The organism is Mesorhizobium sp. WSM4821 (assembly GCF_055901555.1).
In genome coordinates, this window is the sequence record NZ_CM148371.1 from 5,314,247 (window position 1) to 5,327,868 (window position 13,622).

The window sequence follows — 13,622 nt, forward strand, 5'->3', positions numbered from 1 at the left end:
TTGCCTCGCATTCACGGAAAGGGCGCCGACAGGCGCCCTTTTTCGTTGCTTAAGTGTGCTATTAGCGAAGTTAATGCACTGCGGCAGCCGCATTGCTGGCCAGCAAGGCACCTTCTATCAGCGGGGCGACTTCATCGGCTACCGCCAGCACGGGAGCACGGTCGCGGGTGGCGCGCGCGATCACCATCAGCCCTTCCAGCGATGATTCGACCAGCAGCGCCAGAGCGTAGGCACGGCGCTCTGGCACCCCTGCCCCGACGAAGGCCGCCTGCAGCAGGCCTATCCATTGCGCGAAGGCCGACCGGCACAGTTCGGCCAGTTCCGGCATGTCGGCCGGCGAATCCAGCACTACCGGCGCGACCGGACAGCCAAGCGTGAACTGGTTGTCCTCCAGCATGCGTGCGATCGACTGGTAAATATGGTGGACGGCCACCGCCGGGTCCCGCTCGGCGGCGAGCGCTTCCCCCAGCCATTGCGTGACCTTTTCGACGCTGTCGCGCGTCACCTCGACGACCAATTGGTCCTTGCCGCCCGGAAAATGAAAATAGAGCGATCCCCTCGGTGCGCCGGAGGCGCTCAAAATATCGTTGAGCGAGGTACCGTGATAGCCGCGCTGCCTCAGCAGCAGCGCCGTCGCTTCGAGCATGCGGGTGCGGGTGTCGTTCGCCATGTCAGCCTCTGTCAGGAGTGACCATTATAGGCCTTGCCACGGATATGACAATCGGTCTACATAATATGTAGATCAGTCTACATATTTCTAGGGAAAGCCGACATGCTCAGCTATCGTCCTGAAGGGTCCGGCGCGCCACAGCTTCATCGAAGAGGAGAAAACCAATGACCATCCGTGACGCAGAGGCCCATTGGCAGGGGCCGTTGAAAGAAGGTTCGGGCCGGCTGCGGCTCGGCAGCGGCGTCTTCGAAGGTGCCTATTCCTTCCCGTCGCGCTTCGAGAAGGGTCCCGGCACGAATCCCGAGGAACTGATCGCGGCGGCGCATGCCGGCTGCTTTTCGATGGCGCTGAGCGCCATAGCAGGCAGCGGCGGCCATGTCCCCGCACGGATCCACACCGTTGCCAAGGTGCATCTCGGCATGAGCCCGGCCGGACCGACAATCACCCGCATCGACCTTGAAACAGAAGCCGAAATCCCGGAACTCGGGCCCGAGGAATTCCAGCGCCTTGCCCAATCGGCGAAAGCAACATGCCTCGTCTCCCGCGCGTTGGCCGGTGTGGCGGATATCAGGCTCAAGGCCGAGCTGATCGCCGCGGCTGCCGCGGATAAATCAACACATTAATGCCTCGAAGGAAGAACGCTCGTGAGTGTCCAAGGATGAGGAGAGAAAATGACCATTGAAAGCAAAGTTACCCGCGAGATCATGGAACGCTTCAACGGCGCATTTGAGACGCATCGCCCCGAAGACCTCGATGATCTGATCGGCGAGGGCTGCGTCCTCGAAAATACGGCGCCGGCTCCGGATGGAGCGCGCTACGAAGGGCGTGAGGCTTGCCTCAATTTCTGGAAGGGCGTGGCATCGTCCGCCAACCTTGTCTTCAAGGCTGAGGAAATCTCCGCGATGGGCGACCGTGGAATCATCCGCTGGCAACTTCGCTGGAGCGAGCGCGAAGCGGACCGGGTTCGAGGCGTTAACATCATGCGCGTTCGCGACGGAAAGATCGTCGAGGGTCTGGGATACGTCAAGGGGTAGCGCCAGTTGGCGCTACCGGTCAGTCAGCGCCAGTTTTGCACCGAGCATGACGAAGGCGCCGGCGAAGGTGCGGCGCATCCACGTCAGCACCTTCGGCCGCGAAACGACATGACTGCGGATCGAGGCGGCGAAGATGCCGTAGCCGACGAAGACGGCGAAGGTCAAAAGCATGAAGACGGTGCTGAGCTCCAACATCTTCGATAGCGCATGCGGTTCGGTGGTGCTGACGAACTGCGGCAGGAAGGCGAAGAAGAAGATCGACAGTTTTGGATTGAGGATGTTGATGAGGACGCCCGAAGCGATCATCTTGCCGGCCGAGCGCGGCGCGACATCCTGCGCGACGCTCAAGCCGCCGCCCTCCTTCAGCGTGTTCCAGGCCATGTAGAGCAGGTAGGCGACGCCCAGATATTTCAGTGTCTCGAAGGCGAGTGCGCTGGTGTGCAGGAGCGCCGCCAAGCCGGTGATGGCGGCCGCCATATGTGGGATGATGCCGAGCGTGCAGCCGAATGCAGCGATGATACTGGCGCGCGCGCCGCGCGACAGGCCGGCGCTCAGCGTATAGAGAACACCGGTACCGGGCGAAGCCACGACAATCAGCGACGTCAACAGGAATTCGATGCTCACGATGGTTCCTCCCGTGCCCTGCCCGCCGGCAAGGTAGCCAGCAAAGGCACGCCGCACAAGCCTGCCCGAACGCCGCTTGTCACAGCGTTGGCAATCCGTGCGCTTTGCGCGCCATCAGGCAATCGTCGCCGCCGGGCATGCAGGCGCGGCAGACGTCCGGGCGGATCTCGTAGATCCCGCAAGCGGTGGACTTGCCGACGTCGCCGGCAAGCGCTGAGCAGCGCCTCCCGTCACAGCGCATGCCAGCTTCGTCGGCGGACACATATTTTGCCGGAATCCGGTCGAGCTGCGCGTCGTCTTCTGTCGAGAAGCGCGGCCATTCGGCAGAATAGGAACAGCAGGCGCCGCAACTGTGGCAGTCGAAGAGAGAAGCGGCGTTCTCTTCCAGAGATGAAAAATCCCCGGCGACCGCCAAGGCAAGCAGCCCTGGCGCGGCAGGATCAAGACCGGCATCTCGCGGCAAGGCGCTATTTCTTCTTCCTGGTCTTGCGCGGCGCCACCTCCGCCGGCGACTTGAACAGATCGGTCGCGGCCTCGGCGGATGCATCGGCTTTCGGCGCGGCCGCCGGCTTGGCCAACTTTGCGGTAGCGGCCGGTGCTGCCGGCTGATCCTTGGCGGAAAACTTTATGGCCATATCAATCCTCGTCGGAGAAACGCGATGATGGCGCATTCGGGTTGCGAAGGCGGCCGATCAGCGCCGAGACTGCCGTGATGTTCATTTCCTCGGGCGACCAATTCCTGGCCTCCTCGATGTGCCGCGGCGCCAACTCGCGATGCGTGCTGCCGCTATAGGCGGCATCCTGATGGGTGACACGCTCATGGGTCTTGGTATTTTCGCGGACATATTCGATCAGATAGTTCGGGCATTCGGAGCGGCCGCGCACGCCGAGTCTGACCTGGGCGTCGCCATGGGCGCGCTTGCAGCGCTCGAGCTTTTCGAGAACGCGCCGGACATATTCGACCGGCTTGTCGAGCACTCCCACGATATCGGCGATGGTCGAATCGGCGGCGATCGCCTGTTGCGGGGCGCGCTTGGTGGCCATCAGCGTCTGCCTGCGCGCTTCGGCGAGGCAGCGAGCGCGGCGGCCGCAGCCATATCGTCAGCTTCCTTCTCCAGGCGCAGTTCGCGCAGCCGCGCGGTCTTGGCTTCCCGGGCCTGGCTGGCGGCATCCTGTTCGGAAATAATGCGGTTAAGCGACATGGACTGGGTCTGGGCCTTGCTGAAGATGGATTCGGCGTGGTCACGGGATTTCTTTGAAGTGGCGCTCAAGGTCTTTCTCCCGGTTCGGAGCATGATGCCGCAAAATGGCGGAGGCCGGTCTTTCGACCAGGACCACGCACAGGGCAATACGGCAGTCGGTTCAAGTTGCTGGAGCATCCTTAACACGTTCAGGCGAACGCGCAGTGCTCTTTATCGAACTTTTTAAAGGTCCCAAATGCAAAAGGCCAGGCGTTGCCCGACCTTCCGCTGGAATGCAGCGCGTCCGGTTGAACGTCGCTAACTCATCTGCGTCTTTCCGGAAACGGATGTTCCCGAGTCATGCGCTCGCCGTTCATCGGTGCCAGTACATCCGTGGTCACCGGCGAGGCTGAATTCGGTTTTAGGCCGCTTTCAACTGATCGGCGGACATCTTGCCCGACTTGTTGTCGCGGACCATCTCGTAGCCGAGCTTCTGGCCCTCGACAATGTCGCGCATTCCGGCGCGTTCCACGGCCGAGATGTGGACAAAAACGTCGGCCGAGCCGTCGTCAGGCTGAATAAAACCAAAACCCTTGGTGGCGTTGAACCATTTAACTGTGCCTGTGCTCATAACGAACCCTTTCCGTGGCAAATATTAGTTCGCCGTCGTGCGAATGCACAACAACGTTTGTCTCGATTTTGATGGGGGAAGTTCGTCAAAGGCGCGCCTGGGCACGCGGATAACAAAAGTCGGTCAAACAAATATCGACGAATTTCTTTTAGACTTCTTTTGGCGCCGTGTCAATTTTTTGCATTCACCGCCACCGGATCCGGCGCCAAAGCCGGGCCGGCGCCGCTGTAAAAAAATCGCACGATGCCGGGAACCATTTTGGCATCCGCGCATTTTGGAAATCGTCAGCAGTTCACGAGAGCAATCTTAGGAAGGGCTGACACAAAGGACGCCTCCCGTGCAATAAAACGCGCGAGGGGCGTTCTTTTATGGCGGCCGGCCGCTTCAACTCCGATGAGTGGGCGGCGTGGGCGGCCTTTAGCCTGCTTCAGTTGTTGCCGTCAAATCACATATTCAGGCTCTTCGAGAAAGCGCTGGTGAAGGCGACCTCGCCATGGTCACCGATGGCTTCGCCAAGCACCACGTCCACGCGGTCGCTGGTCACCCGCGCCAGCGCGAAGCCGCCCATGAAGGCGGCCTTCGGCTTGAACAGGTCGAGACCGTCGCGGCTGTAGATCATCGGCGTCTCGTGCTGGTGGCCATGGAAGATGCCGACGACATTGTAGTCCTTCAGCGCCACCAGCAGCGCCTGCCGGTCCGCCTCGCTCCACCAATGCGGCGCACCGGTGCCGTCATCGTCGAAGGTTCCTTTGGCGGCATCCCACCGTTCGATCGAAAAGACATCCCAACCATAATGCTGGAACAGAATGACAGGGCGGCCGTCCGCCGCATGGGTCGCCAGATCCTGCTTCAGCCACGGCAGGCTGGAAACGGCGCCGTGGCCGGTGTCGCCGGCAAAACGGTGCGTCTGGACGAGATGCAGGCCGGCCCAATCCCATGAGTAGCAGTCGGTGTCGAGATCGTAGCTGGTGGCCGGCACCGGCGGTTTGAAGAACACGCCGGCACGATGGTTGACCTCGACATAGTCGCGCATTTCGCGGCGGTACCAGTCGACATGCGGCGGCGGGCCGTTCTGGTCGAGATCGTGGTTGCCGAGCCCGACATAGACCGGCACATGCACGCGATCGGGGCGACACCCTGCTGGTAACGTTGGCTGAACTGGAGAAGCTGCGTGCCTTCGCTGGGCTGGGTGACCTGGCCGCCGCCGTCGTCGGTCATGTCGCCGCCGACGACGAGGCCGAGCGGCGTGCCGATGCGACTGCCCGCCGAGCGCAGGCCGGTGGCGATACCGTTGATTGCGGCCGGCCACGCCTTGTCGCCAATGCCATTCAACGCGGCGACGCTGCGCAGCAGGGCAGCATCAGTCTTGCCTTCCTGCTGGCAATTCGGGCTCAAACCGCTTGCCATGCGGCAGGCATGGGTGTCTGCCACGAACAGGAAGGTGGCGTCGACGGGCGGAATGCGCTGCCCGGCCTGACCGAGCGCCGGCCGCGCTAGGGTGCCGGCCATGGCAAATCCCGCCGCCTGCGCCATAAAGCTGCGCCGTGAAAGTGGTCCTGCCGAGACGCGATCCATGGCGCGAAATCAGCACAGCCGATGCCTCTTCGTCCAGTGGTCCCGAACGGGTGTGTCGACATGGTGCCGCAGGTCTGGCATTCCTTTCAGCGTCGGAACTCAACTTACGCGAGCAGATGCTATGAAGACGATATCCATCGGCATGACTCTCATCATCCTGGCGAGCGCCGCTCATGGTGCCGAGTGCATCGACGCCAAGGCCGCCAAGGCTGGCTTCATCCTTGAAAAGCCCGGAATCCGCAGCGAGTTTCGACCGGCAGCGGGCGGCATGATGTCCGTCGCCAACACATACCAGTCTCAATCGCCGCAGGCGCAATTCCTGTTCGGCGGTCTGATCGAGGTGCTCCGCGACAGCAAGACCGGTCAGCTCGCCATGATCCCGTTTTCCGATCTCAGAAAGCTGTTTCCGCTCAAGGCCGGGGCGAAGACCAAGACCCTGTTCGTCCGCCTCGCGCCGAACAAACAAACGAAGGGCACCGAAACGCTCGAGATCAGCGTCAAGGGCAAGGAGACGTTCAGCCTGGGCGATTGCAAGTACAACGTGCTCGCCGTCAAGCAGACGATCAAGAACGAGGCCGGCAAAACGTTGGATGAATTCACCGCGCTCTACGCGCCCGACCTGCAAGCAGTTCTGGCCAGACGCTATGACGAAGGCACCAACGCCGAAAGCGTGGTCGGCTACGAGGTCATCGAACCGCTGCCGTAGGGTGAGGCCCATCCAAGCGCCTTAGAAATCACAGGCCTCGGGGCGCTTGTCATCCGACCAGTCCGCGAGCTTCAAGAGCGTGAATTTCCCTTCGATTGGTTTACCTTCCTCCAGCCCTTCCGACACAACACCCTTTGCGGTGAGAAAGTTGATGTCACAACCGCCGATGGTTGTCTCCACGTCCCATGACCCATCCGATTTGTGGACTTCGTTACCCCACTCCCAGTCTCTGGAGTAGCCTGCGACCAGCAATTCGCCGCCGCGATGGATGATCGTGATGGCCTGTCCCCATGATTGCCGGGCTCCCCAGCCGTAAACGGACGTGACGATCAGCGATCCCTTGCCACTGCTTTCGAGCGGCTGAACCCAGGGGGTTTCTTCCGGATCGACGATGCCTTTCCTAAGAAATGCCGGCTTGCGCGACAGATCGAGCTTTTCATCGCCGACGGCCAGGTAGAGATAAAGGTCCACGCTCTCGCCAGCGCCCAACCCGTACCGCTCGTCGCTCAAAGAGCCAAAGTCCGTGCGCTCGGGCCCGCCCACCAACACCAACACGGCCCGATCCGTTTTGCCATCATTGTCTATATCGAGCGTGATCTCATACAACGCCTTGATCGAAGGTTCGGCGAGCGCAGGCGCCGGACCTGCCGCAAGGGCGACAGCGCAAGGCAAGGCCGCATATTGGAACAGTGTCTTCAAGAGCAATTGTCCCCCAGTCGTCCAGCAAGTCATCCAGGATAACATCGGTCGGGCGAGCGACAAACCTGGCGAACAGCGGAAGTGTCACAGCTCGAATTGGCCAGCGAGGCGGATCAGGACCTGTCCAGCTCGCGCACACAGTCGCGCAATACGCCAGCGTCCTGCGTTGTCTTGGCCATCGACATGGCGCCGGAATAGGTCGCGACCGCGAACGCCGCGAAGCGCTGCGGATCGGTTGCCTGCTCCCTGCCCGCTTGCTGGTCGGCCGTGACCTTGTCGGCGATCGCTTCGCGCCATGCCGAAAAGATGCCGGCAAGGACACTACGGAAATCCGGATCGGCGAGCGACAGTTCATGCGCCAGGTTGTTGAGCGGGCAGCCGCGCACGAAACCCTGCTGTTCCAGTTCCGTCGCCACGGCCTCGAACACGCCGCGCACAGCCTCGCGCGCCGAGCCTGCCGCCCGCACCGGCGCGATCCATGTTTCTTCGACGGCCGCCGCCACCCGCTCTTCGATCACCGCCAGCGCCAGCGCCTTCTTGGTCGGGAAATGATGATGCAGCGCGCCCCCGGTGACGCCCGCCGCCGCCATCAAATCGCCGAGACTGGAAGCGTGATAGCCGCGCGCCTGAAAGGAGGCTTCGGCGACATCGAGCACGCGTTTGCGCAGGCCTTCCGGGTCGTTGGTGCGTTTCCCGGGCGGCACCTTTGGGCGAACGGCTGCTGACATTTTCGCACGATAGCAGATTGACAAAACAGGACAACCGGTCTGTTTTAAAAACAGGATGACTGCCCTGTTTTGGAGAATGCGCTATGAGCCGGCCCGTGAATGCCCCATCGAAATCCAGGCTCGACGCCTCGCCGGTCGTCGAACTCAGGCAGTACGTGCTGAAACCCGGCCAGAGCGAGACGCTGATCGGCGTCTTCGACAATCATCTGATCGAGGGCCAGGAAGAGGCTGGGATGACCATCATCGGCCAGTTTCGCGATATCGACCGGCCTGACATGTTCGTATGGCTGCGCGGCTTCGACGGGATGGAGATGCGGAAAAATGCGCTGGCGGCTTTCTACGAGGGACCGGTGTGGGCTGCCTGGCGCGATGTCGCCAACGCCACGATGATCTCCTCCGACGACGTGCTGTTGCTGAAACCGGCATGGCCGGGCGCGAGCTTCGACCTGACGGGCTTACAACGAGAGGACTTGCCGGGTGACAAAAAGCCAAGCAGGGACAATTGCTTGTCGGGTATTGTTGTCATCCGGATTCATCATTTGCGGCCCGGCGCCGAGGCCGACTTCGCCAGCCGCTTCGAAACCGACGCCATTCCGGTGCTGGCGGCACTTGGCGCGCGGCCGCTTGCCGCCTTCGTCAGCGAGCATGCCGAAAACAGCTTTCCTCGCCTGCCGGTGCGGACGAGTGAAAACGTCTTCATTACCGTTACGAGTTTCGACAACGCCCATGCCAGCCTTGGGGCAGCGCTTGCCGCCGCGCCGGCCTGGCAGGCGTTGCAGTTGGGCCTGGCCAGGCCGACGGAAATGCTGCGCCTTTCGCCCACCTCACAATCGCTGCTGGGGCGATGACATGCCGCCGAGAGCCGCATGGACCAGCGGCGGCTTTGGCAATTTCGCTTTCCGGCCGGCCTAACGTAAGAAGCCTGTCCTACAATCGTGGTGCCAGCTTCATGCCATCGAACGACCCGCTGATCCTTTTCTACACGACTTTTTTCAGCAAGCCCGTCGACGTCGCATCGATACGCTGTGAAGTGCCCGGACGGTGGACGCTGGACAAGAGCCGGATTTCCGAGGCGGCCGCGGTCGTCTTCCATATTCCGAACTTTCGGGAAGTCGGCGACGCTTACAAGTATCCGGGCCAGTATTGGGTCGCCTGGTCGATGGAGAGCCGCCAAAACTACAAGCGCCTCGCAGACGCGGAAATCATGAGACATTTCGACATCACGATGACCTATGAAGCCCGGTCGGATGTTTGGGCGCCCTATCTTCCTCGTATCCGCTGGTGGGAACAAACGCTTAGCAGGCCAGTCCCGCCGAAGACGGAAATCGCTCCGGTGGCGCATTTTCAATCGGCCAGATTGAACTACAGCGGCCGCGTCGATTTCGCAGCCGAGCTTTCACGCCATATCAAGATCGATTCCTATGGCCGGCATCTCAACAACCGATCGATTTCGGGTCCCGATCTTGGCTCGAAAACAAAGATCGAAACCATTGCGCGGCACAAATTCTGCCTCGCCTTGGAAAACTCGGTCGACACCGATTACGTCACCGAGAAGATCTTCGACGCATTCAGAGCCGGTACCGTGCCGATCTATCTTGGCGCGCCGAATGTGAGTGAATTTGTCCCGGAGAACTCGTATATCGATGCAAACGCCTTCCGCGACGCCGAGGATCTCGCCTCATACCTCCAACATCTGATCGCAACGCCGCAAGCCTACGAAGCTTATTTTGACTGGCGGGCTAAGCCGTTGCCCGACAGGCTCGTCAAGCGCCTGCAATACCTTGAAACACCTCCTTTCTGTCGATTGGCGAGCCTCGTGCGTCAACGTATGGCGGACCGCACGCACCCGCCGGCGGGAAGGCCGACGCTGCCTTTCGGCCGCGTCTCTTTCCTGCGCACGCGGCTACGTCGCTGGCAGAAGAAAGTTCCGATCTGACAATCTGCTCGCCTCCCGCTGTCCAAGCCCGGAAGGGCGTCCCTTTTGAACCGATTTGCATCCCCGCCGTCCGCAATCTCCGCTTGAAGCCGGTTGTGCAACGCGATACGCCGGTGCCGAATTCGACAGACTGGAGAGACAAGTGAGCGCGCCAGAGAGCAGAACCGAAACCGACACGTTCGGTCCAATCGAGGTCGCCGCCGACTGTTACTGGGGCGCGCAGGCGCAGCGCTCGCTGGGCAATTTCAAAATAGGTTGGGAAAAGCAGCCGGCGTCGATCGTTCGCGCGCTCGGCATCGTCAAGCGGGCGGCGGCTGAAGCCAACATGGAGCTGAAGCGGCTTGATCCCACGATCGGCAGTGCGATCATCGAGGCTGCGCAGGAGGTCATCGACGGCAAGCTTGACGATCATTTTCCGCTGGTCGTCTGGCAGACCGGCTCGGGCACACAGTCCAACATGAACGCCAACGAGGTGATCTCCAACCGGGCGATCGAGCTCCTGGGCGGCGTCATGGGGTCGAAGAAGCCGGTGCATCCCAACGATCACGTCAATATGAGCCAGTCGTCGAACGACACCTATCCGACGGCCATGCACATCGCCTGCGCCGAGCGCATCGTCCACGACCTGTTGCCGGCGCTCAGGCATTTGCAGGCAGCGCTTGAAGCCAAGACCAAAGCCTTCGCGCACATCATCAAGATCGGCCGCACCCACACGCAGGACGCCACGCCCCTCACCCTCGGCCAGGAATTCTCCGGCTATGCAGCGCAGGTCGCCTCCTCGATCAAGCGCATCGAGATGACGCTGCCCGGCCTGCAGGAACTGGCACAGGGCGGCACCGCGGTCGGTACCGGCCTCAATGCGCCGGTAGGCTTTGCCGAGAAGGTGGCGGCGCGCATCGCCGCGATCACCGGCATCGGCTTTGTCACCGCGCCGAACAAATTCGAGGCGCTGGCCGCACACGATTCCATGGTGTTCTCGCATGGCGCCATCAACGCGAGTGCCGCCGCCCTGTTCAAGATTGCCAACGACATCCGCTTTCTCGGTTCCGGGCCGCGTTCTGGCCTCGGCGAATTGTCGCTGCCGGAAAACGAACCGGGTTCGTCGATCATGCCGGGCAAGGTCAACCCGACGCAGTGCGAGGCGATGACACAAGTCTGCGTGCAGGTATTCGGCAACAATGCCGCACTGACCTTTGCCGGCAGCCAAGGCCATTTCGAGCTCAACGTCTACAATCCGCTGATGGCCTATAATTTCCTGCAGTCGGTGCAGCTACTCGCCGACGCTTCCACCTCCTTCACCGACAATTGCGTCGTCGGCATCGAAGCGCGGGAAGACAACATCCGTGACGCGTTGAACCGTTCGCTGATGCTGGTGACGGCACTGGCGCCGACCATCGGCTACGACAATGCCGCCGAGATCGCCAAGACTGCGCACAAGAAGGGCACAACCTTGCGCGAGGAAGCGCTCGCCACCGGATTGGTCAACGAGGCCGATTACGACCGCCTGGTGCGGCCGGAGGACATGACGCATCCGGGCTAGCCACTGAGCGATCGCAAAAACGTTACTGCGGTGAACGAACTGTAATCAAATCCGCGTCTTTGGTGAACAGTCGGCTTGCTCTATCTGGACTGGGATCACAAACCCCTTCCCGGAGAGAATCACAATGTCCACCAATGCCTCCATTGCCGGTTCCGGCACCGTTTCCAACGCCGCCTCTAACGTCTCTGGCACGATCCTTCTCGGCCGTGTCCTGCTTTCAGTCATCTTCGTGCTTTCCGGTTTCGGCAAGCTCACCGCGATCGCCGGCACCGCCGGCTATTTCGGCAGTATGGGCCTGCCGTTGCCGACCGTAACGGCGATTGTCGTCGGCCTGCTCGAGCTGCTCGGCGGTCTCGCCATCCTCATCGGCTTTCAGACACGGATCACCGCCTGGGTGCTGGCGGTCTTCACCGTCGCCACGGCGCTGGTCGCCCACACCGGCTGGGCCGATCAGATGCAGATGATCAGCTTCATGAAGAACCTGGCGATTGCCGGCGGCTTCCTCGTGCTGGCCTCGTCGGGCGCCGGCGCCTATTCGGTCGATGCCAAGCGCGGCTGACGCAGTCGCAGGACTTTTTGCAGCAAAGGGGCGCGGAATTTTCCGTGCCCCTTTTTCGTTGTCGATCCATCCGGACCTTCGATTCGCCGGGCCAGTTGGCGTGGCCCGAATTTCTGTCAAGATCGAGGTGCCGGGCGAGGAACAGGCCAACCGGCCACGCCGACAACGGAGGTGACCATGCCCCGCAATGCGCTGCTACTGCTTTCCCGGCTGCTGCTCGCCGCGCTTTTCGTTCCGTCCGGTTTCCACGCGCTCAGCGACATCTCCGGCACGTCAGGCTATTTTGCCGGCCTCGGCCTGCCGCTGCCGACGCTCGCGGCCTGGGTGACAGGCCTGTTCGAGTTGATCGCCGGACTGCTCATCCTCGCCGGCCTCAAGACGCCGATCGCGGCGCTTCTGCTTGCCGCCTTCTGCATCGCAGCCGCCTTCATCGGCCATTATGGCCAGGGCGGCGACGATCCGACGCTGACCTTCATGCATTCACAGATGCTGATGAAGGACATCGCCCTATCAGGCGGTTTTCTGGCGCTGGCGCTGGCTGGCGCGGGCGCCTATTCGATCGACGGGCGCAGCTTCGGCATGGGCGCCGACGCGAGCTGACCGCCTCAGGTGTCCCGAAAATTGGCCAGAATGATTTCGCGCCAGACGCGGGTCGGCGTCACCCAGGCATCCCAAGCATTGTAGTTGCCGGCATAGATCACGGCCGCGATGTCCGCATCGGGCATCAGCCAAAGCCGCTGTCCGCCATTGCCGAAGCCGGCATGCCATGGTTTGAGCGTGGCGAATGCGGGTGCCGGGGCATCGCCGATGAACCACAGCCGGCCATAGCCCAGACCATCCGGAGTCGAGGTCGCGGCTGTGAACGAATCCTCGATCCAGCCCTCCGACACGATCCTTCGCCCCTTCCACGAGCCCCTACGAAGAAGGAGCATGCCGATCTTCAGAAGGTCAGGGGCGGTCAGCCGCAATCCGGACGCGGCGGAAGCTACGCCGTCGCGACCGGCCGACCAGTGGAAACGGTCGATGCCGAGCGGTGTGAACAGCGCATCGCGGGCAAAGTCGGGAAGCGACTTGCCGCAGCCCCTTTCAATGACGGCGCCAACGAGGGCGACGCTGCCGCCGGAATACATCCAGCCTGTTCCGGGTTCGGCGACGATCGGGCGTTCGAGGATGAAGCGATAGCGATCGGGCGCGTTCTCCATCGCAATCTCGCTGTTTTCCGGATCGCTGTAGGGACGGTTTTCGTCCCACTCCATGCCGAGCGTCATCGTCAACGCATTTCCGATCGTGATCTTCGAGCGGGCAGCATCGGAGGTTAGGTCGGGATATTCCGGGAACTGGGCGAAGAGTGGCGCTTCGGGCGGCGGCACCAGCCCCTTGTCGAGCGCAATGCCGTAGAGCAGGCCGACGATGCTCTTCGTCACCGAACGGAGATCGTGCAGCGTGCCGGCGTCGAACGCGACCCGACCGATCTGGCGCCCCCATTCCTCATCATTGCCCTCGGCATAGTGCTGGAGGAACACCTCTTCAGAGCGGGCGGAGAGAACGACATGCAGGTCACGCAGCAAGCCGGACTCGATGCCGGCAACAAGCTTGCGGTGGATTGCAGGATCAAAACCGAGCGCCTTCGCTTTATCGCCGGTCGGGAATGACGACAGAGGCTCCTGTGCAATGGCCATAGATTTGACTCCGTGTTTGCCCCACCGTCACGAAACTTCAGGCGACAATCCGCCCCCGGG

The 13,622-nt window shown here is 61.8% G+C and carries 18 protein-coding genes and 1 pseudogene; 8 read left to right on the top strand and 11 right to left on the bottom strand.

Annotated elements, in window-relative coordinates; translation table 11 throughout:
- Positions 1–70: 70 nt before the first annotated feature.
- Positions 71–670: a TetR/AcrR family transcriptional regulator gene (locus AC0NID_RS25885; RefSeq protein ID WP_473458284.1), complete on the bottom strand. Its 600-nt coding sequence runs from the start codon at positions 668–670 to the stop codon at positions 71–73.
- A 164-nt stretch (positions 671–834) separates the two neighbouring features.
- Between AC0NID_RS25885 and AC0NID_RS25890 the strand changes: the two genes are divergently transcribed.
- Both AC0NID_RS25890 and AC0NID_RS25895 read left to right on the top strand, forming a co-directional pair.
- Complete coding sequence (locus AC0NID_RS25890) at positions 835–1,293, top strand: OsmC family protein (RefSeq protein ID WP_473458285.1); 459 nt, start codon at positions 835–837, stop codon at positions 1,291–1,293.
- Positions 1,294–1,341: 48 nt separating this feature from the next.
- On the top strand, positions 1,342–1,704 hold the full coding sequence (locus AC0NID_RS25895; protein WP_473458286.1) for a nuclear transport factor 2 family protein: 363 nt from the start codon (positions 1,342–1,344) through the stop codon (positions 1,702–1,704).
- A gap of 12 nt (positions 1,705–1,716) precedes the next feature.
- Here AC0NID_RS25895 and AC0NID_RS25900 read toward each other — a convergent pair whose 3' ends face one another.
- From AC0NID_RS25900 to AC0NID_RS25930, 7 genes and pseudogenes are all read right to left on the bottom strand, one after another.
- Complete coding sequence (locus AC0NID_RS25900; RefSeq protein WP_473458287.1) at positions 1,717–2,328, bottom strand: LysE family translocator; 612 nt, start codon at positions 2,326–2,328, stop codon at positions 1,717–1,719.
- A 79-nt stretch (positions 2,329–2,407) separates the two neighbouring features.
- Entirely contained in the window at positions 2,408–2,743 is a 336-nt protein-coding gene (locus AC0NID_RS25905) for a YkgJ family cysteine cluster protein (protein ID WP_473458288.1), read from the bottom strand.
- A 52-nt stretch (positions 2,744–2,795) separates the two neighbouring features.
- The gene (locus AC0NID_RS25910; RefSeq protein ID WP_167522705.1) at positions 2,796–2,963 is read right to left on the bottom strand and encodes a hypothetical protein; all 168 of its coding nucleotides are present in this window, start codon (positions 2,961–2,963) and stop codon (positions 2,796–2,798) included.
- Position 2,964: 1 nt separating this feature from the next.
- Positions 2,965–3,372 (bottom strand): hypothetical protein, encoded by a 408-nt coding sequence (locus tag AC0NID_RS25915; protein ID WP_473458289.1) that lies wholly within the window; start codon positions 3,370–3,372, stop codon positions 2,965–2,967.
- Entirely contained in the window at positions 3,372–3,599 is a 228-nt protein-coding gene (locus AC0NID_RS25920) for a hypothetical protein (protein WP_473458290.1), read from the bottom strand. The genes AC0NID_RS25915 and AC0NID_RS25920 overlap by 1 nt, the downstream gene beginning before the upstream one ends.
- A 331-nt stretch (positions 3,600–3,930) precedes the next feature.
- Positions 3,931–4,140 (bottom strand): cold-shock protein, encoded by a 210-nt coding sequence (locus AC0NID_RS25925; protein ID WP_010915421.1) that lies wholly within the window; start codon positions 4,138–4,140, stop codon positions 3,931–3,933.
- A 445-nt stretch (positions 4,141–4,585) separates the two neighbouring features.
- A pseudogene (locus tag AC0NID_RS25930) lies at positions 4,586–5,715 on the bottom strand (metallophosphoesterase).
- A 121-nt stretch (positions 5,716–5,836) separates the two neighbouring features.
- Between AC0NID_RS25930 and AC0NID_RS25935 the strand changes: the two are divergent.
- A complete protein-coding gene (locus AC0NID_RS25935; protein WP_473458291.1) occupies positions 5,837–6,421 on the top strand; it encodes a hypothetical protein in 585 nt (194 codons plus the stop codon).
- 21 nt (positions 6,422–6,442) lie between these two features.
- Here AC0NID_RS25935 and AC0NID_RS25940 read toward each other — a convergent pair whose 3' ends face one another.
- Positions 6,443–7,120, bottom strand: a complete 678-nt coding sequence (locus AC0NID_RS25940) for a hypothetical protein (RefSeq protein ID WP_473458292.1) — start codon at positions 7,118–7,120, stop codon at positions 6,443–6,445.
- 113 nt (positions 7,121–7,233) lie between these two features.
- A complete protein-coding gene (locus AC0NID_RS25945) occupies positions 7,234–7,848 on the bottom strand; it encodes a TetR/AcrR family transcriptional regulator (RefSeq protein ID WP_473458293.1) in 615 nt (204 codons plus the stop codon).
- Positions 7,849–7,931: 83 nt separating this feature from the next.
- On the opposite strand from AC0NID_RS25945, the gene AC0NID_RS25950 reads away from it, so the two are divergent.
- The 5 genes from AC0NID_RS25950 to AC0NID_RS25970 all read left to right on the top strand — a co-directional run bounded on the left by AC0NID_RS25950 (position 7,932) and on the right by AC0NID_RS25970 (position 12,483).
- A complete protein-coding gene (locus AC0NID_RS25950) occupies positions 7,932–8,696 on the top strand; it encodes an NIPSNAP family protein (RefSeq protein WP_473458294.1) in 765 nt (254 codons plus the stop codon).
- A gap of 101 nt (positions 8,697–8,797) precedes the next feature.
- Positions 8,798–9,784 (top strand): glycosyltransferase family 10 fucosyltransferase, encoded by a 987-nt coding sequence (locus AC0NID_RS25955; protein ID WP_473458295.1) that lies wholly within the window; start codon positions 8,798–8,800, stop codon positions 9,782–9,784.
- A 142-nt stretch (positions 9,785–9,926) separates the two neighbouring features.
- A complete protein-coding gene (gene fumC / locus AC0NID_RS25960; protein WP_473458296.1) occupies positions 9,927–11,324 on the top strand; it encodes a class II fumarate hydratase in 1,398 nt (465 codons plus the stop codon).
- A gap of 124 nt (positions 11,325–11,448) precedes the next feature.
- Positions 11,449–11,883 carry a DoxX family protein gene (locus AC0NID_RS25965; protein WP_473458297.1) on the top strand — a complete coding sequence of 145 codons (435 nt, stop codon included), beginning with the start codon at positions 11,449–11,451 and terminating at the stop codon, positions 11,881–11,883.
- Between the two features lie 177 nt (positions 11,884–12,060).
- Positions 12,061–12,483, top strand: coding sequence for a DoxX family protein (locus AC0NID_RS25970; RefSeq protein ID WP_473458298.1), 423 nt, complete (start codon positions 12,061–12,063; stop codon positions 12,481–12,483).
- A gap of 5 nt (positions 12,484–12,488) precedes the next feature.
- Here AC0NID_RS25970 and AC0NID_RS25975 read toward each other — a convergent pair whose 3' ends face one another.
- The gene (locus tag AC0NID_RS25975) at positions 12,489–13,562 is read right to left on the bottom strand and encodes a serine hydrolase domain-containing protein (protein WP_473458299.1); all 1,074 of its coding nucleotides are present in this window, start codon (positions 13,560–13,562) and stop codon (positions 12,489–12,491) included.
- Between the last annotated feature and the right edge of the window lie 60 nt (positions 13,563–13,622).